This window comes from Streptomyces sp. JH34, from assembly GCF_029428875.1.
Taxonomy (GTDB): Bacteria; Actinomycetota; Actinomycetes; order Streptomycetales; family Streptomycetaceae; genus Streptomyces.
On sequence record NZ_JAJSOO010000001.1, the window covers coordinates 6076334 to 6100441 of the forward strand.

General features: G+C 72.6%; 21 protein-coding genes. 12 read left to right on the forward strand and 9 right to left on the reverse strand.

The window, feature by feature from the left end; translation table 11 throughout:
- Positions 1-57 precede the first annotated feature (57 nt).
- The 3 genes from LWJ43_RS27300 to LWJ43_RS27310 are packed head-to-tail and all read left to right on the forward strand — an operon-like array spanning position 58 to position 3520.
- The gene (locus tag LWJ43_RS27300) at positions 58-1320 is read left to right on the forward strand and encodes an SAM-dependent methyltransferase (protein ID WP_277336008.1); all 1263 of its coding nucleotides are present in this window, start codon (positions 58-60) and stop codon (positions 1318-1320) included.
- Positions 1317-2708, forward strand: a complete 1392-nt coding sequence (locus LWJ43_RS27305; protein WP_277334844.1) for an SAM-dependent methyltransferase — start codon at positions 1317-1319, stop codon at positions 2706-2708. The genes LWJ43_RS27300 and LWJ43_RS27305 overlap by 4 nt, the downstream gene beginning before the upstream one ends.
- Positions 2705-3520 carry a DUF1295 domain-containing protein gene (locus tag LWJ43_RS27310; protein ID WP_277334845.1) on the forward strand — a complete coding sequence of 272 codons (816 nt, stop codon included), beginning with the start codon at positions 2705-2707 and terminating at the stop codon, positions 3518-3520. Before LWJ43_RS27305 ends, LWJ43_RS27310 begins: the two co-directional genes overlap by 4 nt.
- 61 nt (positions 3521-3581) lie before the next feature.
- Here the strand turns inward: LWJ43_RS27310 and LWJ43_RS27315 are convergent, their stop codons facing one another.
- From LWJ43_RS27315 to LWJ43_RS27330, 4 genes are all read right to left on the reverse strand, one after another.
- On the reverse strand, positions 3582-4337 hold the full coding sequence (locus LWJ43_RS27315; RefSeq protein WP_277334846.1) for an anti-sigma factor: 756 nt from the start codon (positions 4335-4337) through the stop codon (positions 3582-3584).
- Positions 4334-4918 (reverse strand): sigma-70 family RNA polymerase sigma factor, encoded by a 585-nt coding sequence (locus LWJ43_RS27320; RefSeq protein WP_277334847.1) that lies wholly within the window; start codon positions 4916-4918, stop codon positions 4334-4336. Before LWJ43_RS27320 ends, LWJ43_RS27315 begins: the two co-directional genes overlap by 4 nt.
- A 252-nt stretch (positions 4919-5170) precedes the next feature.
- Positions 5171-6013, reverse strand: coding sequence for a siderophore-interacting protein (locus tag LWJ43_RS27325; RefSeq protein WP_277334848.1), 843 nt, complete (start codon positions 6011-6013; stop codon positions 5171-5173).
- A gap of 65 nt (positions 6014-6078) precedes the next feature.
- Positions 6079-6987 carry a 5'-3' exonuclease gene (locus LWJ43_RS27330; protein WP_277336009.1) on the reverse strand — a complete coding sequence of 303 codons (909 nt, stop codon included), beginning with the start codon at positions 6985-6987 and terminating at the stop codon, positions 6079-6081.
- A gap of 265 nt (positions 6988-7252) precedes the next feature.
- Here LWJ43_RS27330 and LWJ43_RS27335 point away from each other — a divergent pair, with 265 nt between their 5' ends.
- The 3 genes from LWJ43_RS27335 (at position 7253) to LWJ43_RS27345 (ending at position 11724) form a co-directional block, all read left to right on the forward strand.
- Entirely contained in the window at positions 7253-8359 is a 1107-nt protein-coding gene (locus tag LWJ43_RS27335; RefSeq protein ID WP_277334849.1) for a quaternary amine ABC transporter ATP-binding protein, read from the forward strand.
- Entirely contained in the window at positions 8352-10979 is a 2628-nt protein-coding gene (locus LWJ43_RS27340) for an ABC transporter permease/substrate binding protein (protein ID WP_277334850.1), read from the forward strand. Before LWJ43_RS27335 ends, LWJ43_RS27340 begins: the two co-directional genes overlap by 8 nt.
- A 199-nt stretch (positions 10980-11178) precedes the next feature.
- A complete protein-coding gene (locus LWJ43_RS27345; RefSeq protein ID WP_277334851.1) occupies positions 11179-11724 on the forward strand; it encodes a helix-turn-helix domain-containing protein in 546 nt (181 codons plus the stop codon).
- A gap of 169 nt (positions 11725-11893) precedes the next feature.
- Here LWJ43_RS27345 and LWJ43_RS27350 read toward each other — a convergent pair whose 3' ends face one another.
- Complete coding sequence (locus LWJ43_RS27350) at positions 11894-13048, reverse strand: TDT family transporter (protein ID WP_277334852.1); 1155 nt, start codon at positions 13046-13048, stop codon at positions 11894-11896.
- A 70-nt stretch (positions 13049-13118) separates the two neighbouring features.
- On the opposite strand from LWJ43_RS27350, the gene LWJ43_RS27355 reads away from it, so the two are divergent.
- On the forward strand, positions 13119-14051 hold the full coding sequence (locus tag LWJ43_RS27355) for a LysR family transcriptional regulator (RefSeq protein ID WP_277334853.1): 933 nt from the start codon (positions 13119-13121) through the stop codon (positions 14049-14051).
- 30 nt (positions 14052-14081) lie between these two features.
- On the opposite strand, the gene LWJ43_RS27360 is transcribed toward LWJ43_RS27355, so the two are convergent.
- Both LWJ43_RS27360 and LWJ43_RS27365 read right to left on the reverse strand, forming a co-directional pair.
- Positions 14082-14795: a gamma-glutamyl-gamma-aminobutyrate hydrolase family protein gene (locus LWJ43_RS27360; RefSeq protein WP_277334854.1), complete on the reverse strand. Its 714-nt coding sequence runs from the start codon at positions 14793-14795 to the stop codon at positions 14082-14084.
- A gap of 112 nt (positions 14796-14907) precedes the next feature.
- Positions 14908-15645, reverse strand: coding sequence for a FadR/GntR family transcriptional regulator (locus LWJ43_RS27365; protein WP_277334855.1), 738 nt, complete (start codon positions 15643-15645; stop codon positions 14908-14910).
- A 70-nt stretch (positions 15646-15715) separates the two neighbouring features.
- Between LWJ43_RS27365 and LWJ43_RS27370 the strand changes: the two genes are divergently transcribed.
- The 3 genes from LWJ43_RS27370 to LWJ43_RS27380 are packed head-to-tail and all read left to right on the forward strand — an operon-like array spanning position 15716 to position 19263.
- Positions 15716-17077: a glutamine synthetase family protein gene (locus LWJ43_RS27370; protein WP_277334856.1), complete on the forward strand. Its 1362-nt coding sequence runs from the start codon at positions 15716-15718 to the stop codon at positions 17075-17077.
- Between the two features lie 8 nt (positions 17078-17085).
- Positions 17086-18450, forward strand: a complete 1365-nt coding sequence (locus LWJ43_RS27375; protein WP_277334857.1) for an aldehyde dehydrogenase family protein — start codon at positions 17086-17088, stop codon at positions 18448-18450.
- A 6-nt stretch (positions 18451-18456) separates the two neighbouring features.
- Entirely contained in the window at positions 18457-19263 is an 807-nt protein-coding gene (locus LWJ43_RS27380; protein WP_277334858.1) for a 3-oxoacyl-ACP reductase, read from the forward strand.
- A gap of 117 nt (positions 19264-19380) precedes the next feature.
- Here LWJ43_RS27380 and LWJ43_RS27385 read toward each other — a convergent pair whose 3' ends face one another.
- On the reverse strand, positions 19381-20583 hold the full coding sequence (locus LWJ43_RS27385) for an amino acid deaminase/aldolase (protein ID WP_277334859.1): 1203 nt from the start codon (positions 20581-20583) through the stop codon (positions 19381-19383).
- 438 nt (positions 20584-21021) lie between these two features.
- Here LWJ43_RS27385 and LWJ43_RS27390 point away from each other — a divergent pair, with 438 nt between their 5' ends.
- Positions 21022-21885: a hypothetical protein gene (locus LWJ43_RS27390; protein ID WP_277336010.1), complete on the forward strand. Its 864-nt coding sequence runs from the start codon at positions 21022-21024 to the stop codon at positions 21883-21885.
- Positions 21882-23123, forward strand: a complete 1242-nt coding sequence (gene mycP / locus LWJ43_RS27395) for a type VII secretion-associated serine protease mycosin (protein ID WP_277334860.1) — start codon at positions 21882-21884, stop codon at positions 23121-23123. The genes LWJ43_RS27390 and mycP overlap by 4 nt, the downstream gene beginning before the upstream one ends.
- Here the strand turns inward: mycP and LWJ43_RS27400 are convergent.
- A complete protein-coding gene (locus LWJ43_RS27400) occupies positions 23114-24028 on the reverse strand; it encodes a serine hydrolase (RefSeq protein ID WP_277334861.1) in 915 nt (304 codons plus the stop codon). The two genes, mycP and LWJ43_RS27400, sit on opposite strands and share 10 nt — an antisense overlap.
- Positions 24029-24108 lie beyond the last annotated feature (80 nt).

Sequence of the window (24108 nt, forward strand, 5' to 3'; positions counted from 1 at the left end):
GTGCCCCCCTCTCCCACCCCGTCCGCCTCGCCGGTCGCGCCCGTACGCAGCGGCACGATCCCGGCCCAGACGCGGGCCGCCACGGTCCCCCCGGCCGGGGTCGACCGCGTCCGCTGGCCCGATGTCGCCGCCCAGCCACGGGCCTCCGCGATCAGGACGGCCGTGGCCGAACGGCTCGTACGGCACGCGCTGTCCAGGCTTCCGCTGCGTGCCCGCCTCGCCGGCCGCGACAGCATCGGGCTGGGCGGCCCGCTCATGGAGATCCGCCGGCCCGACGCGTTCTTCCGGCGCATCGGCGCGGGAGGACTCGTCGGCTTCGGCGAGTCGTACATGGCCGGCGAGTGGGACTCACCCGACCTCGTCGGAGTGCTGAGCGTCCTCGCGGGGAACGCGGCGGACCTCGTCCCCGCACCGCTGCAGAAGCTGCGTGGTCTGTGGGCCCTGCGGCAGCCCGCCTCGCAGGCCAACACCCCCGAGGGCTCACGTGACAACATCAGCCACCACTACGACCTGTCGAACGACCTCTTCGCCCTGTTCCTCGACGACACGCTGACCTACTCGTCGGCTGTCTTCCGCGGTTTCCCGGCGGAGTACGCCCTGCTGCCCGCCGCCCAGCACCGCAAGATCGACCTGCTGCTGGACCTGGCCGGCGTGGGCCCCGGCACCGAACTGCTGGAGATCGGCACCGGCTGGGGCGAACTCGCGCTGCGCGCCGCCGCGCGGGGAGCCCGCGTCACCACCCTCACGCTCTCCCGTGAACAGCAGGAGCTGGCCAGGGGACGGATCCGCGAGGCCGGCCACGAGGACCGGGTCGACGTGCGGCTCTGCGACTACCGGGACGTCACCGGGGAGTACGACGCGATCGTCAGCGTCGAGATGATCGAGGCCGTCGGCGAGGAGTTCTGGCCGGTGTACTTCCGGACCCTGGAGCGCTGCCTCGCCCCCGGCGGCCGCATCGCACTCCAGGCCATCACCATGCCGGACGACCGGATGCTCGCCAGCCGCAGCACCTACACCTGGATCCAGAAGTACATCTTCCCGGGCGGGCTGCTGCCCTCCACCGAGGCCGTCGAACGCGTCACCACCGCCCACACCGGACTGCGGACGAGGCAGCGCAGCACCTTCGGCACGCACTACGCCGAGACCCTGAGGCTGTGGCGGGAACGGTTCGAGGAGCGGGCCGCCCAGGTCGACGCGCTCGGCTTCGACGCGACCTTCCGCCGGATGTGGACCTTCTACCTGGCTTACTCCGAGGCCGGATTCCGGTCCGGCTACCTCGATGTGCAGCAGCTTCTCCTGACTCGTGAGGACACCGCGTGAACACCTTCACCGACACCCCGGGAACCGGAGCGGCGCAGCGGATCGCACCGGTCATCGAGCAGTTCCTCGGCGGACCGCCGCCGGTCAGGATCAGGATGTGGGACGGCAGCGAGACCGGGCCCGAGAACGCGCCCACGGTGCACGTGCGGTCCCGCCGCGCGCTGCGGCGCCTCCTGTGGCAGCCGGGCGAACTCGGCCTCGCCGAGGCCTACATCAGCGGTGACATCGACATCGCCGACGACCTCGCGGAGGGGCTGCGCGCCATGCGCCGCGCGTCACGGGAGCAGGGCCTCGACCTGCCCCGTCCCGGCCTCGCCGACCGCCTCAGGGCGGCCGGCACCGCTCTGCGGCTCGGTGCGGTCGGCCCGCGCCCGCCGGTGCCCGCAGCCCGGGCCGGGCTCAGCGGGACACTGCACAGCAAGGCCCGCGACCGGGCGGCCATCAGCCATCACTACGACCTTTCGAACGCCTTCTACTCCTTGCTGCTCGACGAGACCATGGCCTACTCGTGCGGTTACTGGACCGGCACCGGCCCGGACTACGGACCGGCCGACGCCCAGCGCGACAAGCTGGAGCTGATCTGCCGCAAGCTCGGACTGCGCCCCGGCACCCGCCTCCTCGACATCGGCTGCGGCTGGGGATCCCTGACGCTCCACGCGGCGGGCAGGCACGGGGTCCGGGTCACGGCGGTCACCCTGGCAAGGGAGCAGGCGGCGTACGTACGCGGACAGGTCGCGGAGCGCGGCCTGGAGGACCTCGTCGAGGTGCACTGCTGCGACTACCGCGACGTCGCGGGCCTGCCGGATTTCCGTGGCGGGTACGACGCGGTGTCCACCGTCGAGATGGGGGAGCACGTCGGGGACGCCGAGTACCCGGCGTTCACCGCGCTGCTGCACTCGGTGCTCCGGCCGCAGGGCCGCGCCCTGGTCCAGCAGATGTCCCGGGGTACCACCGCCCCCGGTGGAGGCGCCTTCATCGAGTCGTACATCGCCCCGGACATGCACATGCGACCGCTCGGTGAGACGGTCGGACTCCTCGAAGGGGCGGGGCTGGAGGTCCGTGACGTGGAATCGATGCGTGAGCACTACGTGCTGACCGTCGAGGCCTGGCACCGGACGCTGGAGGAACGCTGGCCCGAGTTCACCGCCCTCGTCGGCGAGGAGACAGCCCGGGTGTGGCGCCTCTACCTGGTGGGCGGTGCCCTCGCCTTCGAGGAGCGGCGCATGGGCGTGGACCAGATCCTCTCGGTCCGGCCCGACGCGGAGGGATCGGCCGGCATGCCTCCCACCCGTCACGGCTGGTACGAGGGGCTCGGAACGGCGGCCGGACACGGCCACGCCGAGGACGGGCCGGTCGTCGCGGGGCCGCGTGCCGGGGCCGGCCGGTGAACGGCTTCGCCTGGCAGGCGTTCGCCATGAATCTGGGGGCGGCGGCGGGCGCCGCCCTCGCCGTGATGCTCGTGACGTTCCTGATCGCGCTGCGCAAGCGGATGCACCGGATCGTCGACGTCGCGTGGGGCCTCGGCTTCGCGTCCGTCGCCCTCGTCTCGTACGCCGTGTCCGTGGGCGGTGACGGAGACCAGGCGCGCCGTCTCCTGGTGACCGTGCTGACCGTTGCCTGGGGTGTGCGGCTGGCCGTGCACATCGGCCGACGGGGCCGGGGCCACGGGGAGGATCCGCGTTACGAGGCCATGCTGGCCAAGGCGCCGGGCCACCCCGACCTGTACGCCCTGCGCAAGGTGTATCTGCTCCAGGGCGCACTGGTCTGGCTCATCTCCCTGCCGGTGCAGGCCGCGTACCACCTGCCGGGCCCCCTGGACGGGTGGGCCTGGTCCGGTGCGGCGCTGTGGGCCGTGGGGCTCGCCTTCGAGGCCGTGGGGGACGCGCAGCTGGCCCGCTTCAAGCGCGATCCGGCGAACAAGGGCCGGATCATGGACCGGGGGCTGTGGTCGTGGACGCGGCACCCCAACTACTTCGGTGACTTCTGCGTCTGGTGGGGGCTCTTCCTCATCGTCTGCGCCGACCCCGCGGTGGCGGCCACCACGCTCGTCTCGCCCGTCGTGATGAGCCTCCTGCTGACCAAGGGCAGCGGCAAGGCACTCCTGGAGCGGCACATGGAGGGGCGGCCGGGATACGCCGAGTACGTCGCCCGCACCAGCGGCTTCTTCCCCCTGCCGCCGGGTACGCCCCGGCGGGGCTGAACAACAGCACGAGGGCGTGCCCCCCGCCGGGGGCACGCCCTTCGTGCTCGGTGCGGACGGCTCAGGCGTCCCGGAAGTCCATCAGTGCCACGGGCGCCGAGGTCGGCTCGTCGGAACCGCCCGCCGGCTCGACCGTGATGCCCATGCCGGAGGCGCGGTCCACGGGCCCGTCCAGCAGGACGGCGTCGTCCGTCGCGGACGGGTTCATGAGCCCGGCCGAACGCATGGCACCGGCGTCGTCGAACCACAGCTGGTAGACCTTGCCGCCCGGTGGCCGCGCCATGTCCGAGGCCAGGAACACCGCCCGGTTCACGCTCTGCGAGACCACGACGGTGCCCCGGGCACCGCCCCCGAGGTCCGCGGTGGTCGTCCGGGCGTCGGACGCGGTGAGCACCCGCGCCACCTGCTCGTTGTGCTGCTGGGCCCGGTCGGACTCCTGCCGGGCGTCCTGAGCGACCTGGTTCTGCCACACCGCGACCCCGCCGAACGCGGCAGCGGCGGCGACGCAGGCGGCCAGCGCGTACGTCGACCAGCGGCCGGCCCGCCCGGTGGCCGCTCCGGCGCGGGGGCTGCGGCCGTGAGGCGGCGGCTCCTGCCGTACGGTCGTGATCTCCCGCAGTACGCGGTCCCGGAGCGCGGGCGGCGGCGTGGCGGACACGGCGAGCCCGAGCCGGGCGGCGGTGGCGGACAGCTCCCGTACCTCCTGGGCGCACGCCTCGCAGGCGCCCAGATGGCGTTCGAAGGCGATCCGCTCCTCCTCCGGCAGCGCGTGCAGGGCGTAGGCCCCGGTCAGTGTGTGCAGTTCGGCCGTGCTCATGCGCTCACCCCCAGGCAGTCGCGCAGCCGGATGAGCCCGTCGCGCAGCCGTGTCTTGATGGTTCCCAGTGGTACGGACAACAGTTCGCCGACCTCGCGATACGTCAGCCCGCGGTAGTACGCCAGCGTCACCGACTCCCGTTGGAGCTCGGAGAGGGTCCGCAGACAGCGCCGGACCTGTTCCCGCTCCAGCCGGGTCTCGACCTGCTCGGAGACCTCGTCGAATTCCGGGGTGCGGTCGAGCAGCGCGGCCTTGTGCTCCCGCGCCGCGGTCGCCTCGGCCGACCGGACCCGGTCGACCGCGCGGTGGTGGGCGAGCGTCAGCACCCAGTTCATGGCGCTGCCGCGCGAGGGCTGGTAGCGGGGGGCCGTGCGCCACACCTCCACCAGGACCTCCTGGGCCACCTCCTCGGACTGCGCCGGGTCCCGGAGCACGCTCCGGACCAGGCCGAGGACCGGCCCGCTGACCTGGTCGTACACCTGGGTGAAGGCGCCCTGGTCGCCACGGGCCACCTGGACGAGCAACTCCTGCAGGCCAGGACCCGGTGAGGGGGCCCCACTGATGTGTACGGCTTCTTTCACGCGGACGTTCCTCCCGGAGCACGCATCGGTTTCCTTGGTGGTTCGGAGCCGACGCTCCTCCGGATTGGTCGAACAGACTACGGATTCGCGGACCCGGCCGCATCCTCGTGCGAGGGCCCGGCGGATGTGGACGCCTCCGCCCGTGCCTACGAGGACGGACGGCGCGGGAAGGGGCCGCCGGGGAGTGACGGGGAGACACGGAACCCGGCCGGCGTCGGGACGCCGGCCGGGTTCGATGGTGGGGAAAGGGGCCTAGGCGGCGGCCTCCTGCTCGCGCTCCACCTGCTCGTTCCACTCGCGCTTGACCGCGCGCCACGCGTCGTCGTTCTTGCCGAGGCGCCAGTAACCCGAGATCGACAGCTGCCGGAGCGGGACGCCGCGCTCCAGGCGGAGGTGGCGCCGGATCTCCTTCACGAAGCCCGCCTCGCCGTGCACGAAGGCCTGCACGTCGCCCTCCGGGAACTCCAGGCCGCTCACCGCCGCCACGAGAGCCTCGCCGACCGGCCGGTCGCCGCGGTGCAGCCAGGTCACCGATACGCCGTCGGACGCCACCAGCTTCTGCTCCTCCGAGGCGTCCGCCACCTCGACGAACGCGTGCACCAGCGCACCCTGTGGCATCTGCTCCAGCGCCGCCGCGATCGCGGGCAGGGCGCTCTCGTCCCCCACCAGCAGGTGCCAGCCGGCCGAGGAGTCCGGGACGTAACCGCCGCCGGGTCCCAGGAAGGTCACCTGGTCGCCGGGCCGCGCCCGCGCGGCCCAGGGGCCCGCAAGGCCCTCGTCGCCGTGCACCACGAAGTCGATGGCCAGCTCGCGGGTGGCGGGGTCCCAGGAGCGGACGGTGTACGTCCGTGTGGTGGGCCACAGCTCCCGCGGGTACTCCTCGCGGATCGCCGCCATGTCGAAGGGGTGGCTGTAGTCGGCGCCCGCCGGGGCGAAGCACAGCTTGACGTAATGGTCGGTGAAGCCCTCGAGCGCGAAGCCCGCCAGGCCGTCGCCACCGAGGACCACGCGCACCATGTGCGGGGTGATCTGCTCGGTGCGCAGAACCCGCGCCCCCCGCGCCTTCGGTGTCCTGCGTTGCGGCTGCTCTGCCACGAGGTCCTCCCTGCTCTGGGCACATGCGACGTCCTGCGCACTTAGGCTTACCTAAGCTAGCATCTTCATGCCTGCAGCGTCAGAAGCAGGCGCTGCAGGGCGTTCCCCAGGCCCCACCGGGCCGCGAGTGCCTCCAGCGCCGCCGGATCGCGCGGTTCGCGGGGGAGCGCGGGGTCGAACCCGGGAAGCGGGACGTCGTCGGCGACCCGGACGACCTTCGGCGCCACCGCGACGTAGTCCCGGGCCTCGTCCAGGCGCTTGCGCTGGGACGGGGTCAGCCGGGCGGCGGGATCGTCCACCGCCGCCATGATCCCGGCCAGGTCACCGAAGGCGTCCAGCAGCTTCGCCGCCGTCTTCTCGCCGATGCCGGGGACCCCCGGCAGCCCGTCGCTCGGATCGCCGCGCAGCAGCGCGAGATCGACGTACCCGGCGCCGTCCACGCCGTACTTCCCGCGCAGCCACTCCTCGTCCGTCACCTGGAGCGTGCCCACGCCCTTCAGCGGGTAGAGCACCCGCACGCCGCGGGCGTCGTCGACCAGCTGGTAGAGGTCGCGGTCACCGGTCACGATGTCCACCGGACCGATGGCGCGCCCGGCCAGCGTGCCGATCACGTCGTCCGCCTCGTACGGTGCGACGCCCACGCGCGCGATGCCGAGGGCGTCCAGCACGGCCTCGATCACCGGGACCTGGGGGGAGAGGGTGTCGGGGACCTCCTCCTCGTCGGGAACGCCCCGGGTGGTCTCGACGGCCACGCGGTGGGCCTTGTAGGTCGGGATCAGGTCGACCCGCCACTGGGGGCGCCAGTCGGCGTCCATACAGGCCACCAGGTCGTCCGGGTGGTGGTCCTGCACCAGCCGGGCGATGAAGTCGAGCAGCCCGCGCACGGCGTTGACCGGGGTGCCGTCCGGTGCGCGCACCGAGTCCGGGACGCCGAAGTAGGCGCGGAAGTACAGGGAGGCGGTGTCGAGGAGCATCAGGCGTCGCGTCACACCCCGATGATGCCGCACCCCACTGACACGGCGGCCGCCGGAGAGTGCGCGGTTCCCGCATCGAGCACCCTTTCGAGTGACCTGAGTCACACATGTGTTTGGGTCGCGTAAGTGGGGGCAGACGCGGCATCGGAGCGGACCACGTCCATTTTTCAACCAGTGGCACGTGCTCTGCGGACCGAATCCGCACCGCTCCACGGTCTGCCGAAGGGGGTGGCAGACCGTTTTCGGTTCAACGCGTGAGGTGTATGTGTCAAGGCTGCAGGCTGAGCACTTGTACAAAGTGTTCGGCAGACGACCCGATCAAGCCGTGCAGAAGCTCGAGGGCGGCATCCACCGCGACGAGCTGCGCGCCGACGGAACGACCGCAGCGGTGATCGACGCCTCGTTCACCGTGGAACCGGGCCAGATCTTCGTCGTCATGGGACTCTCCGGATCCGGTAAGTCCACCTTGCTGCGCATGCTCAACGGGCTGCTGGAGCCCACGGCCGGACGCGTGCTGTTCGACGGTCAGGACCTGACCGCCCTGAGCCCCCGTGACCTGCGCAGCGTCCGCTCCACCAAGATCAGCATGGTCTTCCAGCACTTCGCGCTCTTCCCGCACAGGAGCGTGCTCGAGAACGCGGCGTACGGCCTGGAGGTCCAGGGAGTCCCGCGTGCGGCACGTGAGGCCCGGGCCGCCGAGGCGCTGGAACTCACCGGCCTCGCCGGCTGGGAGAAGTCCTGGCCCGACGAGCTGTCCGGCGGCATGCAGCAGCGCGTGGGCCTGGCCCGCGCGCTCGCCACCGACGCCGACCTGCTGCTGATGGACGAGTCCTTCAGCGCGCTCGACCCGCTGATCCGCCGCGACATGCAGGACCAGCTCCTCGAACTGCAGAAGCGTCTGAAGAAGACGATCGTCTTCATCACCCACGACCTCAACGAGGCCATGCGCCTCGGCGACCGCATCGCCGTGATGCGGGACGGCGAGATCGTCCAGCAGGGCACCGCCGAGGACATCCTCGTCCGGCCGTCCAACGACTACGTCGCGTCCTTCATCCAGGACGTCGACCGCTCCCGGGTGCTCACGGCGGGTTCGATCATGGAAGCGCCCGCGAAGGGCCGCTCCGACGAGGACCTGCTGGCCGAGGCCCCGGCGACCGTGACGTCGGAGACCCCCATAGCCGAGCTCTTCACCCCCTTCTCCACCAGCGGGGCGGCCGTCGCCGTCACCGGTGAGGAGGGCGACGTCATCGGCGTCGTCCCGCGCGAGAGGCTGCTCGCGGCGCTCGGCGAGGAACCCCAGGTGGAGCCCCAGGCCGACACCCAGGTGCCGGCCCCCCGGGACGAGGTCAAGAAGGTGATCGCCGGTGCCTAGGCTCTCCTTCGGCAGCTGGGTCGAGGACGCGGTCGACTGGCTCCAGTCGAACCTCACCTGGATCTTCGACCTCATCAAGACCGTCCTCGGCGGCATGTACGACGGCGTCAACGCCGTGCTCGGCGGCGGCGAGCCGCTGCTGATGGCCGGCATCTTCGCCGTCATCGCCTTCTGGCTGCGCGGTGTGATCCCCGCGGTGGCCACCTTCGCCGGCTTCGCGCTCATCGACTCCCTCGCCCTCTGGGACGAGGCGATGGCCACCCTCTCGCTGGTGGTCGTGGCAGCGGTCATCACCATCGTGATCGCGGTGCCCACGGGTATCTGGGCGGCGCGCAACAGCCGGGTCAGCTCCGCGCTGAGGCCGGTGCTCGACGTCATGCAGACGATGCCCGCCTTCGTCTACCTGATCCCCGGCGTCATGTTCTTCGGCGTCGGCGTCACCCCCGGCGTGATCGCCACGATCGTCTTCGCGATGCCGCCCGGCGTCCGTATGACCGAGCTGGGCATCCGCCAGGTCGACAGCGAGCTGGTGGAGGCCGCCGAGGCCTTCGGTACCTCGCCCAAGCACACGCTCACCCGGGTGCAGCTCCCGCTCGCCCTGCCGACGATCATGGCCGGGATCAACCAGGTCATCATGCTGGCCCTGTCGATGGTCGTCATCGGCGGCATGGCCGGCGCCGGCGGCCTCGGCGAGAAGGTGTACGCCGCGATCACCCAGCTCCAGGTCGGCCTCGCCGCCGAGAGCGGGATCGCCGTCGTCATCCTGGCCATGTACCTGGACCGGATGACCGGCGCGCTCAACGAGCGGGTGTCCCCGCTCGGCCGCCGTGCCGCCGCCAAGGTCGCCGCCGGTGCGCGGCGGCTGAAGTTCACGCACTACAAGCCGGGAACCGCCGTCGCGATGACCGGTGTCGTCGTCCTCGCGCTCGTCGCGGGCGGCCTCAACATCGCCGGCTCCGCCGACTCGAAGGGCTCGCAGGCAGACGCGTCGAACGTCGGCCAGGGCCAGAAGATCAACATGGGGTACATCCCCTGGGACGAGGGCATCGCCTCCACGTACCTGTGGAAGGAGATCCTGGAGCAGCGCGGCTACGAGACCGGGATCACGCAGCTCGACGCCGGTCCGCTCTACTCCGGTGTCGCCCGCGGTGACATCGACTTCCAGACGGACTCCTGGCTGCCCACCACGCACAAGGACTACTGGGACAAGTACAGCGACCAGCTGGACGACATGGGCGCCTGGTACGGCCCGACGTCCCTGGAGCTGACGGTCCCCTCGTACGTCAAGGGCATCGACTCGCTCGAGGACCTCAAGGGCCAGGGCAAGAAGTTCGACGGCAAGATCATCGGCATCGAGGCGAGCGCCGGGATGATGGGCACCCTCAACAAGAAGGTGCTCAAGGAGTACGGCCTGGAGGGCGAGTACAAGGTCGTCTCCTCCAGCACCTCCTCGATGCTGGCCGAGCTCAACGCCTCCATCAAGAAGAAGGAGCCGGTCGTGGTGACCTTGTGGTCGCCGCACTGGGCCTACGGCAAGCACGACCTGAAGAAGCTCAAGGACCCCAAGGGTGCCTGGGGCAAGGGCGAAGAGGTCCACACCGTCGCCCACAAGGGCTTCGCGAAGAAGGCCCCCGCCGTCGCCAAGTGGCTCAAGGACTTCAAGCTCACCGAGGAGCAGCTCACCGGCCTCGAGAACGAGATCCAGGACGCGGGCCAGGGCAAGGAGCAGGACGGCGTCCGCGCCTGGCTGAAGAAGAACCCGGACCTCGTCGACAAGCTGGCCCCGGTGCCGGGCGGCGCGGGCGGCTCGCAGCAGGGCAAGGACGCGGGCAAGACCGTCAACATGGGTTACTTCCCGTGGGACGAGGCCATCGCCTCCACCTACCTCTGGCAGAACATGCTGGAGGACCGGGGTTACAAGACGACGGTCAAGCAGCTCGACCCGGGTCCGCTGTACACCGGACTCGCGCAGGGTCAGCTCGACGTCCAGTTCGACTCCTGGCTGCCGACGACGCACAAGGACTACTGGGACCGGTACAAGGACAACCTCACCGACCTCGGTTCCTGGTACGGCCCGACCTCGCTGGAGCTGACGGTCCCCTCGTACGTCAAGGGCATCGACTCGCTCGAGGACCTCAAGGGCCAGGGCAAGAAGTTCGACGGCAAGATCATCGGCATCGAGTCGAGTGCCGGGATGATGGGCACCCTCAACAAGAAGGTGCTCAAGGAGTACGGCCTGGAGGGCGAGTACAAGGTCGTCTCCTCCAGCACCTCCTCGATGCTGGCCGAGCTGAACCGGTCGATCAAGAAGAAGGAGCCGGTCGTGGTGACCCTGTGGTCGCCGCACTGGGCCTACGGCAAGCACGACCTGAAGAAGCTCGAGGACCCGAAGGGTGCCTGGGGCGAGGGCGAGCAGATCCACACGGTCGCCAAGAAGGACTTCGCCAAGGACTTCCCCGAGCTGACGGGCTGGCTGAAGGACTTCAAGCTCACCGAGGCGCAGCTGGCCTCGCTGGAGGTGGAGCTCCAGAAGGGTGGCGCCGGCAAGGAGAAGGAGTCCGCCCGCCGCTGGATGGACGCCAACCCGGACGTGGTCGCGAAGCTGGCGCCCGTCAGCTGACCCTCCCGGTCCACGGACCGGCCGACGACGAAGGGGACGGCCCCGGTAGCGAACCGGGGCCGTCCCCTTCAGGCTGGTCTGAGGGAGTCCCCGAAGGTGTCCCGCCCGTCCTCGTCCGCCGGCTTCCCCTCCATCACGCGAACGACATGCGTAGGGTGCTGGCAACCGGGAGGATGGCGAACCGGGGAGGGAGCCGGACATGGACGACAAGGAAGCCCTTCGAGTGGGTGCCGCGGTCCGCCGACGCCGCAGGACCCTCGGACTCACCCTGGCCGCGGTGGCCGGGCGCAGCGGACTGTCCGTACCGTTCCTCAGCCAGATCGAGAACGAACGGGCCAGACCCAGCCCCCGGTCCCTGGACCGGGTGGCGGAGGCGCTGGAGACCACGACCGAGCGGCTGCGGGCCGCCGCGGACTCGGCGCGCGCCGTGGACGTCGTGCGGGCGGACGGCGAGGACGGCGTGCGCCGGCTGGTGCGCGGACGGCATCAGCTGAGCGCCCTGGAGTTCATCGGCGAGCCGGACCTCGGGCGCGAGTTCCAGCACCGCAACGACGAGGTGATGTACGTCGTGGAGGGCGCGGTCGAGGTCGAGGCCGAAGGACAGGCTCACCGGCTGGGCAGGGGCGACACGCTCTTCCTCTCCGGCGGGGTCCGGCACCGGTGGCGGGCGACCGTGCCGGATACCCGGCTGCTGGTCGTCTCGGTCGCCGAGCACATCGACGCGACGTACGACTCGCGCCGCTGACGCGGGGGACCCGGTGCGTGTCGTCCCCTCCTCCCCTCCTCCCCTTCTCCCCTCGCTCACCGAGGCCGTCGCCGTAACCGCCCCCGGTCCGCTCGTCGGCGTCACCGACCGGTGCACGGGCCCGAGGCCTTCACCGGGCTGCCCGCCGTCCTCGTCGACGGGCGTCACCTCACGTGGTGCCGGCCGTCGCTGACCGAAGAGGCCGGGGCGCTGCGAGCAGCGTTCCGCTGAACAGGCCGCCCAGCGTCCGCACGCCGGCGAAGCCCCAGGCGGTCACCAGCAGGGCGTAGAGCGCCACGGCCAGCCAGGTGAACGCGTCCAGTCCGGTGTGCCGGGCCAGCCCCGCCGCGCCGGTGACACACGTACCGACCGGGAAGGTGAATCCCCACCACGTCATCGTGAACCGCATGCCCCCGCGCATCGCGCGGACCACCATCGCGGCGGAGAGGGCCAGCCACAGCAGGGCGAACCCCATCACCGGCACCCCGTACAGCACCGCGAAGGCGCCGAAGGCCGAGGCGTACGGCGCGGAGACCGTGCCCGGTGCGACATCGGCCAACTGGTTGACCGCGGTCGTGGACTGGCCGAGCGGCCCGAGCACCAGGAACAGCGTCGGGGTCAGCGCGAGCGGCAGGGGGCCCTCGTGGACCAGCCGTGCGAAGACCAGCGGGACGACGACCAGGGTCGCCAGCAGCGACAGTCCGAACATCGCGTAACAGGCGAGCAGGAGCGCCTCGCGCCCCTGGCCGGGCCCCAGCTCGGGGATCAGCAGCGGGCCGACCGCGGCCGAGACCATCGGCGCCACCAGCGGCAGCAGCCACACCGGCGACGCGGTGCCCGGCGCGAGGCGGTGGCGTACGACCATCAGGTAGGGGATCGCCACGGCGGCCGCGAGGCCCGCGACCGTGCCCGCCGTGAACAGCAGCGCGTCCACCGCGACCGCGGCCGGATGTCCGATGACGTCGCGGCCGGCCACCAGCGTGCCCGCGCCCACGGCCAGCAGCGCCATGGACATGCAGCCGTGGAACGGGGCCACGGCCGGATCCAGCAGATGGGCGCGGGCCTGGTCGCGGTGGAGGATCCAGTGCCCGGCGCGCGCCGCCAGGACGACGGCCAGCAGAACCGCCGACAGGGCCCACACCACGACGCAGCCGGCCCGCAGCCCCGGTACGTCGACCGGCAACGCCGCACCGGCCGTGGCCACGATCGCCGTGCCCATGACCGTCGCGTACCAGTTGGGGCCGATATGCCGCAGGGACGGGAGCCGGAGGGCGAGGGTACGGGACGCGGGGGTCCCGGTCCGGGTCCGCAGAAAGATGGCCATGCCACGATTCTCGGCGGGCGGGCCGTCGCCCACCAGGGAGCGCGGAGCTATGAGGTCATAGGCTGGGGTTATGTCCAGCTCCGGGCCTCCGCCCGCCTCCCTGCGCCACCGCGTCCCCGACCTGGGAGCCATGGTGCTGCTGCTCGCGGTGGCCCGGCACGGGAGCCTGGGCGGCGCGGCGCGGGAGGTCGGCATCAGCCAGCCCGCCGCCTCCGCCCGCATCCGGTCGATGGAGCGGCAGCTCGGCGTCGCGCTCCTGGACCGCTCGCCGCGCGGATCGCGGCTGACGGACGCGGGCGCCCTCGTCACCGACTGGTCGCGCCGGGTCGTCGAGGCGGCCGAGGCGTTCGACGCGGGTGCCCAGGCGCTCAGGGACCGGCGTGACTCCCGCCTGCGGGTGGCGGCGAGCATGACCATCGCGGAGTACCTGCTGCCGGGCTGGCTGATCGCGCTGCGGTCCCAGCGCCCGGGCACCGCGGTCTCCCTGCTCGCGGGCAACTCGGCGGCGGTCGCCCTGCGACTGCTGGCCGGTGAGGCGGATCTGGGCTTCGTCGAAGGCCTCGCGATACCGGAAGGGCTGGACGGCACCGTCATCGCGCACGACCGGCTCGTCGTCGTGGTCGCCCCCTCCCACCCGTGGGCGCGCCGGGACCGTCTGACCCCCGGGGAACTCGCCGAGGCCCCGCTGATCCTCCGTGAACACGGTTCGGGCACCCGGCAGGTCCTGGACGCCGCCCTCGCCGTGCACGGCGGACTGGCGCGCCCGCTGCTCGAACTCTCCTCCACCACCGCGGTGAAGGGGGCCGCCGAGAGCGGTGCCGGCCCCTGCGTGCTGAGCGAACTGGCCCTGGGCGAGGAGCTCTCGGCGCGGCGTCTGGTCAAGGTCGCGGTCGTGGGCGTCCGGCTGCGCCGTCAGCTGCGCGCGGTGTGGCCCGCCGGTCACCGCCCCACGGGGCCCGCCCGGGACCTGCTCTCGCTGACCGCCCGTGAGGCGGGGGACTGACGTCCGGCGGACGCCGTACGACCGTCGGCCTCACACCGACGTGACGGCCGCCCCGCGCCGGGCCGCGGCCACCAGGGCCCGCATGATGCGGAGGTCGTCACCCATCTCCGGGTGCCACTGCACCCCGAGCAGCCACTGCGCCCCCGGCAGCTCGATCGCCTCCACGGTGCCGTCCGCAGCGTGCGCGGAGGCCACCAGCCCCGGCGCGAGCCGCTCCACGGCCTGGTGGTGGTAGGTGGGTACGGACGTCTCCTCCGCCACGAGTGAGGCGTACAGCGTCCCCGGGACCGGCTTCACCGTGTGCTCGCCGAGGACGCCGGTCTTCCCGAACGGGCCCGCGTGGCCGTCCAGATGCTGGGTCAGGGTGCCGCCCATCGCCACGTTGAGCAGCTGCATGCCGCGGCAGATCCCGAGCACCGGGGTGCCGGCCGCCCTGGCCGCGCGGAACAGGGCCACTTCCCAGGTGTCGCGTTCGTGTGCGGGCGGGCCCGTCCTGAAGTCGCGCTCCGCGCCGTACAGTCCGGGGTCGACATCCGCCCCGCCCGCGATCACGAGGCCGTCCATCCGTGCCACGACCGCCGCCGCCTTCGACGGGTCGTCCGGCGGCAGCAGCGCGGCCGTTCCGCCGGACCGCTGGACCAGCTGGGGGTAGGCGTAGGGGAGCACCGCCGCGGGGAGTTCCCAGACGCCCCAGCGAGCCGCCGGCTCCAGATAGGTCGTGACGCCGATGAGCGGTTCGTGCATGGTGCGGTCCCTCCGGCGGCCGGCCTAGGGGCCGACCCGGTGCAATGGTGTTGCGATATACCTTTGTTCGTACCGGGCCGCCGCGCAAGAGGAGTGATCCGGAAAGGCTGGATCAAGCCAGGAAGCCACGGAGCAGTGCGGCCGTCCCCGCGCAGTGCTCACGCATCGCCGCCCGCGCCGCCTCCTCGTCGCCGTCGAGCACCGCCTCGACGAGAACCGTGTGCTGGTGCTGCGAATGTTCGAGGTTCCGGACCAGCAGCGGGATGCAGTCCAGGAGGCCGTTGACGCTCGCCCGCACGGCCGCGTACCGGGCGGAGAGGGACGGGGAGCCGGAGAGCTCCGCGAGCGTCAGGTGGAAAAGGGTGTCGATCCTGCGGTAGTCGGGCAGAGGTGCCTCGTGTGTCGCCGCCAGAGCACCGCGAAGCCGCTCCGCCCCCTCGTCGTCGAGGCCGCGCGACGCGCAGAGCCCGGCCGCCCCCGAATCCAGGACCTCGCGGAACAGCAGGACGTCCTCGAGGTCGACGTCCGCCACCCGGCGGCGCAGCTCGCCGCCGTCGGCCGGGCCGGCGCGGGGGAGTACGAACGTCCCGCCGTACCGGCCGCGGCGCGCCTCGATCAGCCCCTGGTCCTGGAGCACCTTCAGCACCTCGCGCAGGGTGACGCGGCTGATCCCGAGGATCCCGGCCAGCTCCCGCTCGGCCGGCAGCCGCCCGCCGCCGGGCACCAGGCCGAGCCGGACCACCTGGAGGATCTGTTCCAGCGCCTCCTCGAAGCCGTTGCCCGCGCGGACCGGCCGCAACGCGGGCAGCAGCCGGCCGGAGTCCGCGGGTTCCCCGGTCCCGTCCGCCACGTCCTGATTTCCTTCCCCTCAATGGTTCTATCCCATACCTTAGACCGGCTGACCGAACGAGGAGCATCCCGTGGCAGACCGAACACCCCCGCTGGGGACCGACGAGCTGCGCGTGCTCGTGGAGCGCGGTGAGATCGACACCGTGGTCCTGGCCTTCCCCGACATGCAGGGCAGGCTCCAGGGCAAGCGGTTCGCGGCCTCCTTCTTCCTCGACGAGGTGCTGGAGCACGGCACGGAGGGCTGCAACTACCTGCTGGCCGTCGACACGGACATGAACACCGTCGACGGGTTCGCGATGTCCTCCTGGTCCAACGGCTACGGGGACTTCGCGATGCGCCCCGACCTCACGACCCTGCGCCTGATCCCCTGGCACGAGGGGACCGCCCTGGTCATGGCCGACCTGTCCTGGGACGACGGCTCCCCGGTCGCCGCCGCGCCCCGCCAGATCCTCCGGCGGCAGCTGGAACGGCTCGCCGCACACGGGCTGACCGCCCACGTCGGCACGGAACTCGAGTTCATCGTCTTCAACGACACCTACGAGCAGGCCTGGGACCGCGGCTACCGCGGCCTCACCCCGGCCAACCGGTACAACATCGACTACTCGGTCCTCGGCACCGGCCGCGTCGAACCGCTGCTGCGCCGCATCCGCAACCAGATGGCGGCCGCCGGGCTCACCGTCGAGTCCGCCAAGGGCGAGTGCAACCCCGGCCAGCACGAGATCGTCTTCCGCTACGACGAGGCGCTCGTCACCTGCGACCAGCACGCCGTCTACAAGACCGGCTCCAAGGAGATCGCCGCCCAGGAGGGCGTCGCGCTGACCTTCATGGCCAAGTTCAACGAGCGCGAGGGCAACTCCTGCCACATCCACCTCTCGCTCCAGGACGCCGACGGGCACAGCGTCATGGCGGGCGAGGACGGCGCCATGTCCCCGGTGATGCGGCACTTCCTCGCGGGCCAGCTCGCCGCCCTGCGCGACTTCTCCCTGCTGTACGCCCCGAACATCAACTCCTACAAGCGCTTCCAGCCCGGCTCCTTCGCCCCCACCGCCGTCGCCTGGGGCCACGACAACCGCACCTGCGCCCTGCGCGTCGTCGGACACGGGCGCTCGATGCGCTTCGAGAACCGGCTGCCCGGTGGGGACGTCAACCCCTACCTCGCGGTCGCCGGCCTCGTCGCCGCCGGACTGCACGGCATCGAGCACGGACTGGAGCTCCCCGACGCCTGCGAGGGCAACGCCTACACCGCCGGATACGACCAGGTCCCCACCTCGCTCCGCGAAGCCGCCGCCCTCTGGGAGGACAGCGAGGCGGCCCGGGACGCCTTCGGCGACGACGTCGTCGCGCACTACCGCAACATGGCACGCGTCGAGCTGGAGGCCTTCGACGCAGCGGTGACCGACTGGGAGCTCCGCCGCTCCTTCGAACGCCTGTGAGGAACCCCGTGATCCACGAGCACCGCGTACTGAACCCGGCGACCGAGGAGCTCGTCGCCACCGTCCCCGCCACCTCCGCCGCCGAGGTGTCCACCGCCGTCACCCGGGCCGCGGCGGCCCAGCGCACCTGGGCCGCCCTGGCACCCGCCGACCGCGCCCGGCTGCTGCGCCGCTTCGCCGTCCTCGTCGACGAACACGTGGAACGGCTGGCCCGGCTGGAGGTCACCGAAGCGGGACACACCCTGGGCAACGCCCGCTGGGAGGCGGCCAACGTCCGGGACCTCCTGGACTACGCGGCCGGGGGAGTGGAACGCCTGACGGGCCGCCAGATCCCGGTACCGGGCGGGATCGACATCACGTTCCTCGACCCGCTGGGCGTCGTCGGAGTGATCGCCCCGTGGAACTTCCCCATGCCGGTCGCCGCATGGGGCGTCGCCCCCGCCCTCGCCGCGGGCAACGCCGTCCTCCTGAAACCGGCCGAGACCACCCCGCTCACCGCCCAGTACCTGGCCCGGCTCGCCCTGGAGGCCGGCCTGCCCGAACACCTCCTCCAGGTGCTGCCCGGCGCGGGCGACGTGACGGGCCGGGCCCTGGTCGAACACCCAGGCGTGGCCAAGATCGTCTTCACCGGCTCCACCCGCGTCGGCAAGGAGATCATGGCCGGGTGCGCGGACCGGGTGAAACGGCTGACCCTCGAACTCGGCGGCAAGAGCCCCAACATCGTCTTCGCCGACGCCGACATCGAGACCGCCGCGGCCGCCGCGCCGATGTCCTTCCTGGACAACGCCGGCCAGGACTGCTGCGCCCGCACCCGCATCCTGGTCCAGCGGTCCGTGTACGACCGCTTCCTCGAGCTCCTCGTCCCGGCCGTCGCCTCCGTCGTCGTGGGGGACCCCTCCGACGAGAAGACCCAGATGGGGCCGCTCATCTCCCTGGCCCAGCTGGAACGCGTCCGCGGCTTCGTCCCGGAGGGCGCCGACGGCATCCGGGGCGGCGCGCCCACCGGCCCCGGCTTCTGGTTCCCCCCGACCGTCCTCACCGGGATCGCCCCCGACGCCCCCGTCGCCACCGAGGAGATCTTCGGCCCCGTCGCCGTCGTCCTGCCCTTCGAGGACGAGGACGACGCCGTCCGGCTGGCCGACGCCACCGACCACGGGCTGGCCGGTTCGGTCTGGACCCGCGACGTGGGGCGTGCCCTGCGGGTCTCCCGGGCGGTCCGCGCCGGGAACCTCTCGGTCAACTCCCACTCCGCCGTCCGCTACTGGACCCCGTTCGGCGGGTACAAACAGTCCGGACTCGGCCGTGAACTGGGGCCCGACGCCCTCGCGGCCTTCACCGAGACCAAGAACGTCTTCATCGGCACGGAGGCCTGAGCACACATGACCGACGAATCCGGGAACATCTGCCGCCGTCTGACCGGCCGCACCGCCGTCATCACCGGGGCGGGCAGCGGCATCGGACTCGCCACCGCCCGCCGGCTGGCGTCCGAGGGAGCCCACGTCGTCTGCGGCGACATCGACGAGACCGCGGGCAGGGCCGCCGCCGACGAGGCCGGCGGCACCTTCGTACGCGTCGACGTCACCGACCCCGACCAGGTCGAGGCCCTCTTCGCCGCGGCGCACGACACCTACGGCTCCGTCGACATCGCCTTCAACAACGCCGGAATCTCGCCGCCCGAGGACGACTCCATCCTCACGACCGGGCTGGAGGCCTGGAAGCGCGTCCAGGACGTCAACCTCACCTCCGTCTACCTCTGTTGCAAGGCCGCCCTCCCCTACATGCGCCGCCAGGGCCGCGGTTCGATCATCAACACCGCCTCCTTCGTGGCCCGGATGGGCGCCGCCACCTCCCAGATCTCGTACACCGCCTCCAAGGGCGGCGTCCTCGCCCTCTCCCGCGAACTCGGGGTGCAGTTCGCCCGCGAGGGGATCCGGGTCAACGCACTGTGCCCCGGGCCGGTCAACACCCCCCTGCTCCAGGAGCTGTTCGCGAAGGACCCGGAGCGTGCCGCCCGCAGGCTCGTGCACATCCCCCTCGGCCGGTTCGCCGAGGCGACGGAGATCGCGGCGGCGGTCGCCTTCCTGGCGAGCGACGACTCCTCGTTCGTCAACGCCACCGACTTCCTCGTCGACGGCGGGATCTCGGGCGCCTACGTGACCCCGCTCGACCGAGGATCCATGGACTGAGGGGACGGCCGCCGTGCCGCCGCCCGGTATCCCGACCTGGACGTGCCGGGCGGCCGGGCGGCCGGGCGCCGGTGGGACGGGACGGCCCGGACCGGCCGCACCCGTTCGACCGCGGGCCTAGAGGAAGGTGCGGCCCTCACCGCGGTACGTCGGAACGGTGGCGGTGACCCGGTCACCCTCGATCAGCCGCAGCTCGTCGAAGCGTTCGCAGAGCTCCCCGGCCTTGGCGTGCCGGAACCACACCTTGTCCCCGATCAGCAGATCGTCCGCCGGAGAGCCCAGCAGCGGCGTCTGGACCTCGCCCGGGCCCTCCTGCGGGTCGTAGCGCAGTCCCTCGGGCAGATACGGCACCGGCAGACGGTCCGCGCCCGCCGCCCCGGACGCCGGATACCCCCCGCCGAGCACGGTCACCACACCCACGCCCGGCCGCCGCACCACGGGCTGGGCGAAGAGCGCCGCCGGACGCCCCGTGAACGAGGTGTAGTTGTCGAACAGCCTCGGCACGTAGAGCCCGGACCCCGCAGCGATCTCCGTCACCGCGGACTCGGCGGCGGTGTGCTGCACGCTGCCGGTGCCGCCCCCGTTCACGAACTCCAGGCCGGGCGCCACGGCGCGGACCGCCCGCACCACCTCCGCGCGCCGGACCGCCAGCTCCCTGCGGGCCGCCGCCTGCATCAGCCGGACCGCGCCGGACCTGAACGGGCGCCCGGCCACCGAGTCGCCCACACCGGCGACGTGTCCCTCGTACGCCATCAGTCCCACCAGCCGGAAACCCGGCCTGCGCTCCACCGAGCGGGCCACCTCGGCCAGTTGCGCGGGGGAGCGGAGCGGGGAGCGCAGCGCGCCGATCCTGACCCGGCCGCCGAGCAGCCGCAGCGAGGTGTCCAGCTCCAGACAGACCCGGATCTCCTCGGTACCGCCGGCCCGCGCCGCGTCGATGAACTCCAGCTGCGCGTGGTCGTCCACCATCACGGTCACCGCGGCGGCCAGTTTCGGGTCGGCCGCCAGCTCCGCGTACGCGGACCGGTCGGCCGACGGGTAGGCCAGCAGGACGTCGTCGAATCCGGCGCGGGCCAGCCACAACGACTCCGCGAGGGTGAACGACATGACCCCGGCGAAACCCGGACGCGCGAGCACCCGCTCCAGCAGCGCCCGGCAGCGCACCGACTTGCTCGCCACGCGGACGGGCTTCCCGCCCGCCCGGCGCACCAGATCGTCGGCGTTGGCGTCGAACGCCTCCAGGTCGACGACGGCCACCGGCGCGTCGAGGTGGGCGGTGGCCCGGTCGTAGCGGCTCCGGTCAGCGGTGCGGACAGTCATGGCCGCAGCTTGCCAGACGTCCGTACCACTGGGTAGGGGACGTTCGGTGCAGATCGTCCCGCACCCTCCGTCCTGTTCCCACGGGGTCCGGTCCACCCCGTAGAGTGACCGTCACACGATCGACCGGCGGACCCGTGCGCGGACGGCGGTCCGTGGGCGGTGCGGGGACGTGGACCAGGGGGACGGATGAGTACCGAAGCGCGACGCGCTCCAGTCCCGCCCCGGCCGGCCGGCCCGCCGCCCATACCCGGGAGCGCCCCGGCCGCCGCGCCCCCTCCCTCAGGAACCGTCCCTCCGGTTCCGCCCGGGAAGCCCGAGCCACCGGTGGAGACGACCACCCGGCTCCGGCCCGTACCGCCCGCGCCCCACGGCCCGCCGCCACCGGCCGCCGGGCACCCCGGACCGCCCTCCGCCACCAGGCGCAGGCCCGTCGGCGCGGTGGACCTCACCCCGCGCCCGGGCGCCGCCCCGCCCCCGCCGTACGCCCACCACCCGTACGCCGAGACTCCCGCCGAGACCACCACCCGGCTGCGCCCCGTCAAGGCCAGGAACCCCGCCAGGACCGTCGCGGCGGCCGCCTGCGCCGTGCTCGGCCTCGGACTCGTCGGAGGCGCGGTCACCGGCAGCTGGCTCACCGGGGACTCCGCGGCCGAGCCGGGCGCCGACAGCGCGTACACCGTGGGCCGCTCCGCCTGGCACGACGTGCCCGTCGACACCCTCTTCCCCCGCACCCTCAAGGGCGACGGCGCCGGACCGGGAGCCACCGACCGCGTATGGACCAGGGTCGCCGTCGCCGGCGACGCCGGCTGCGCGGCCGGGCTGGACCCGCTGCTGCTCAGGACGCTCCGGCCGGTCGGCTGCGAACGCCTCGTGCGCGCCACCTACACCGACGCCACACGCAGCAGCGTCACGACCGTCGGCATGGTCTTCACCGAGGGCGACACCGAGGCGATGGGCGCCCTCGACACCCGGTTCACCACCCAGCACCTCGCCGCTCGGGCCGATCTGATGCCGCGTACCTACCCGGCCGCGGGTACCGTCGCCGCGGGCTTCGGCGAACCGCAGCGCGCCAGTTGGACGGTGCACGTCCTGACCGAGGTGCCCGTCGTCGTGTTCGCCGTCTCCGGCTTCGCCGACGGGCGTACGGTCGCCGAACCGCAGCCCGCGGCCGAGGCCATGGCCGCCGGTGCCACGACGGCCGTCGCCCAGGCCGGGCTCGGCCACGAGGCGAAGGGCCTCGCCGACCGGGTGGAGCGCACGCTGCGCAGGACCGTCACCGACCTCACGGAGAAGCCGGAATGACCCGTCCCCGCCGGTTCAGGGCGCTCGCCGCCGTGACCACGGCCACCGCCTTCGTCCTGCTGTCCACCGCACCCGCCCACGCGGACGCCATCCGCGACCAGCAGTGGGGCCTGGACGCCCTCCACACCGGCGCGGCCTGGCAGACGACGAAGGGCAAGGGCATCACGGTCGCGGTCCTGGACACCGGCGTCGACGGCGAACACCCCGACCTCGACGGCCAGGTGCTCCCGGGCAAGGACCTCGTCGGCTTCGGTGCCGAGCGCGGCGACCGGTCCTGGGCCCTGCACGGCACCGCGATGGCCGGCATCATCGCCGGCCGCGGGAACGGCCCCGGACAGGGCGACGGCGTGCTCGGCGTCGCCCCGGAAGCGAAGATCCTGCCCGTGCGGGTGATCCTCGAATCCGGTGACCCGTCTCGCTCCAAGGCCCGTGAGTCACGCGGGACGGCGCTGGCCGACGGGATCCGCTGGGCGGCCGACCACGGCGCCGACGTCATCAACCTCTCCCTGGGCGACGACAGCGAGTCCGCCCACCCGGAGCCCGGTGAGGACGCCGCCGTGCAGTACGCGCTCGCCAAGGGCGTCTCCGTCGTCGCCTCGGCCGGCAACAGCGGCGACAAGGGCGACCGGGCCTCCTACCCCGCCGCCTACCCCGGTGTGATCGCCGCCGCCGCCGTCGACAAGTACGGCACCCACGCGGCCTTCTCCACCCGGCGCTGGTACGCCACCGTCAGCGCGCCCGGCGTCGACATCGTCGTCGCCAACCCCGACGGGCACTACTACATCGAGTGGGGCACCTCCGCCGCGTCGGCCTACGTCTCCGGGGCTGTCGCCCTCGTACGCGCCGCGCACCCGGGTCTCTCGCCCGCGCAGATCAAGACCCTGCTCACGGACACCGCCGGCAACGCCCCCGAGGGCGGCCGTGACGACGCCAGGGGCTACGGCCTGGTCGACCCCGCCGCGGCGATAGCGGCAGGGGCGGAGCCGCGCCCCGACGGCCTGGGCGCGCGTGCCGCCGAAGTGGGCCACGACAAGCGGTACTTCGGGTCCGGCCCCGACCCCGAGGAGGGGGAGGAGAAGCCCGCCGGGTGGCTGGCACCCTCCGCGGGCGGCCTCGGCGCCGTACTCCTCGCCCTGGCCGTCGTGCTGTGGCGCGGCAGGGACAACGGCGGGCGGCCCGGCGGCGCGGACACCGCAGCCCCCGGGCACAGCCCGTTCCCCACGGGTCCCTACCGTTGAGCGGTCCGGTCCCAGCCGGCCTCGGTCACGCCCACCGCCGCCTTCGCGACGGACTCCACGAGAGCGATGCCCGCCTCCTTCGTCGCATGACCGCGCGAGAGCACCGCCACCAGCACGGTGTGCCCGCCGCTCTCCACCCGCCCGATGCTGTTGACGTCCCACAGCCCCGTCGTCGTCCGGGGCATCCAGCCGTTCTTCAGCACGGCGCCGGTGCCCGCGGCGGACACCCCCCAACGCTGGTCCGCCTCGACCTGGCCCATCAGCCCCGTCAGGTACGCGCGAGAGGCTTCCGACAGTGCCGAACCGGTCCCTGACACCGCCTCCATCAGCCGCACCTGGTCGGCGGCCGTGGTCTGGGTGAGCCCCCACGCGTGGGCGGCCTTCGTCGTGGTCAGCCCCAGCCGCTCGTTGGCCGCGTCGAGCCCTTCCTCCCCACCGATCACCTTCAGCAGCTCGGTGGCCGAGGTGTTGTCGCTGCGCCGGATCATGGCCTCCGCGTACGCGTGTTCCGCTCCGCTGAGCTCCCGGCTCTCGTCCTGCGCCCGGAGCAGCAGGGCCGCCAGGATGTCGACCTTGACGATACTGGCGGTGTCGTACGCCTCGTCCCCGTACGCGCCACCCGCGCCGCTCTCCGTGTCCAGCACGGCCACCGACACGTCGGCACCGTCCGCCAGGGGCGCCAGCGCGTCGGCCAGCTCCGCGTCGAGATCCACCTCGGGCTCCTCGCTCCGGCCCGCCTCGGCCGGCGGGCTCGACGCGGAGGATACGGCGGCGACCGAGGCGGCCGCGTCATCCGGCGGACGACCCACCATGTACGCACCTCCCGCGGTGGAACCGGCCAGCAGCACGACGGCGGCGGTCACGAGGCCGGACAGCGCGGGCCTGCGCGTTCTGTGACGGGACATGGCCCGGACGCTAGGCAGCGTGGCTGGCAGCAGCCTGTGCCCGACCTGTCGCCGAGATGAGAGAACCGGTCCACTACGCT